2 protein-coding genes are annotated in these 2648 nt (G+C 61.4%); both read left to right on the plus strand.

Translation table 11 applies throughout. The features are described 5' to 3' along the window. The first annotated feature begins 173 nt into the window (after window positions 1-173). A complete protein-coding gene (locus ENZ75_RS27875) occupies window positions 174-1709 on the plus strand; it encodes a sigma-54 dependent transcriptional regulator (RefSeq protein ID WP_063168940.1) in 1536 nt (511 codons plus the stop codon). A gap of 409 nt (window positions 1710-2118) precedes the next feature. After that, a partial coding sequence (locus ENZ75_RS27880; RefSeq protein ID WP_128278473.1) for a DUF882 domain-containing protein occupies window positions 2119-2648 on the plus strand: 530 nt, incomplete at its 3' end.

Consider the following 2648-nt stretch of genomic DNA (forward strand, 5'->3'; position numbering starts at 1 on the left):
GCCCAGAATCCCTATGCATTGCCGACACCTTCCGTGGCCAAGGTTCAAGGAGAAACGAGAAGCCGGTCAAATCCTAAGGAATTCATTCACCGGGTTTTTTGAAACCTTATTTAGAACCCTGTGCCAAGATGGTCCACAGGGCAGAATTCCTCGGGCGGGCAGTCACACCAGTCATGACAGGTTCCATACTCATAGTCGATGACGATCCGGTGCAACGCCGGCTGCTCGAAGCGGCGGTGACGCGGTTCGGCTACAGCGCAATCGTGGTCGACGGCGGCGCGGCCGCTCTCGACATCCTCGATGGACCCGGCGCCCGCGAGGTGTCGGTGGTCATCCTCGATCTGGTCATGCCCGGTCTCGACGGTATCGGCGTGCTGAAGGCGATGCGCGAGCGCGACATCAACGTGCCGGCGATCGTGCAAACCGCGCAGGGCGGAATCGAGACCGTGGTTTCGGCGATGCGTCATGGCGCCTTCGATTTCGTCGTCAAGCCGGCGTCTCCCGACAGGCTGCAGGCATCGATCGGCAATGCGCTCAAGGTCGAGGCCGTCGAGGGCGAGGTCAAGCGCACATCGCGCCGGCGCGGCGGCCTCCTGACCTTCAAGGACATGATCACGCACAGCCCGGCCATGGACAGGGTGATCCGTCTTGGCCAGAAAGCGGCGGCATCCAACATTCCGATCCTGATCGAGGGCGAGTCCGGCGTCGGCAAGGAACTGGTGGCGCGCGCCATCCAGGGCAGTGGCGACCGCCGCACGAAGCCCTTCGTCACCGTCAATTGCGGCGCCATTCCAGACAATCTGGTCGAATCGATCCTGTTCGGTCACGAGAAGGGCTCGTTCACCGGGGCCACCGACAAGCACACCGGCAAGTTCGTCGAAGCGCATTCGGGCACGCTGTTTCTCGACGAGATCGGCGACCTGCCGCTCGACGTGCAGGTCAAGCTGTTGCGTGCGGTCCAGGACGGCGAGGTCGACCCGGTCGGTGGGCGCTCGACCGTCAGGGTCGACATCAGGCTGATTTCGGCGACGCACCGCAACCTCCTGCAGCAGGTCAAGGACGGCAAGTTCCGCGAGGATCTGTTCTACCGGCTGAACGTCTATCCGATCTTCGTGCCGCCGCTGCGCGACCGCCGCGACGACATCCCATATCTGGTCACCCATTTCATGGAGAAGGTCGCGCCGGCCGACCCGCACCGTCGCCTGCAAGGTATTTCGGCGGCAGCGCTCGCGGTGCTGCAGGCCTATGACTGGCCCGGAAACATCCGGCAGCTCGAAAACGCCGTCTTTCGCGCCTCGGTGCTTTGCGAAGGCTATATGTTAACCGCGGAGGACTTCCCGCAGATCCGGGCGCAAGTGGAAGGCACCGTCAACCTCGATATGGATGGCGACGCGCCGTCGCCGTCCTTGCCTTTGCAGGCGCGCGATGACGAAGCCTTGCCCGGCGAGGGCGGCCCGGCAATCGCGTTCGATCCGCCGGCAAGGCTGCAGCCTCGCTTCGGCACGTTGCGGGCGCTCGACGAGCGCGGCAATGTGCGGGCACTTGCCGATGTCGAACTCGAGATGATCAAGCTTGCCATCGATCACTACAACGGACAGATGAGCGAAGTCGCCCGCCGACTCGGCATCGGCCGCTCGACGCTCTATCGCAAGCTCAAGGAACACGGCATCGATCCGGAGACAGGCCGCGTCGATCGACTAGCCTCCTAAGGGCGATGCCGGGCTGAGCTTTGGCCCGGCTTCCGGCTTTGCCACAAGGCCGGCGCCAGCTTGCAATGCCACAACGGGCCTTGTATCGCCGTTTCGGCGGCATTGTGGCTGTCTCGTGGACAGCTCTGTTCACGCATTAAGGCTAACGGTAACAGATCGTGTTTGGGGCGAAGGCGAAAATCCGATCTAAACCAGCGGTTTACCAAGAAACCTTGTGAACAATTTTTGACGGGATATCGCCACGGTGTTACCGCATTTCGGCTTCAATAAGCGATGATTAACCATTAGGATCGATATTCGGGTGTGCTAATGCCACATCCGTTTGGACAAATCCGGGGACAAACGGCAGCCTGCAAGGCCTTTTGATTTGAACAGAATCGAACGACACACAAACAGGCGGCACCATCATTTGAGCGTCTGGCCGAAGTGGCTGGCAGTGTTGGTTGTCGCTTTTGGTTTTGTTGCCGCGGCTGCGAGCGGAGCCAGCGCCGAAACACGGTCGCTGAAGCTTTATCATCTCCACACCCATGAGAAGGCCGAGATCGTCTACAAGCGCAACGGCCGCTACGTTCCCGAGGGTCTCCGCAAGATCAACATCATTTTGCGCGACTGGCGTCGCAACGAGCCAACCAAGATGGATCCGCGCCTGCTGGATCTCGTCTGGGAGGCGTATCGGGAAGCAGGTGCCACGGACTATATCCAGGTCGTCTGCGGCTATCGCTCGCCGTCGACGAACTCGATGCTGCGCAGCCGCAGCAGGGGCGTGGCCGAGAAGAGCCAGCACATGCTCGGCAAGGCGATGGATTTCTATATTCCCGGCGTGCCGCTGAAGAAGCTGCGCAACATCGGCCTCAAGATGCAGGGCGGCGGCGTCGGCTACTATCCGTCATCGGGTTCGCCGTTCGTCCACATGGATGTCGGCAATGTGCGCCATTGGCC

This window comes from Mesorhizobium sp. M7A.F.Ca.CA.002.04.1.1 (assembly GCF_004022805.1).
Taxonomy (GTDB): domain Bacteria; phylum Pseudomonadota; class Alphaproteobacteria; order Rhizobiales; family Rhizobiaceae; genus Mesorhizobium; species Mesorhizobium ciceri.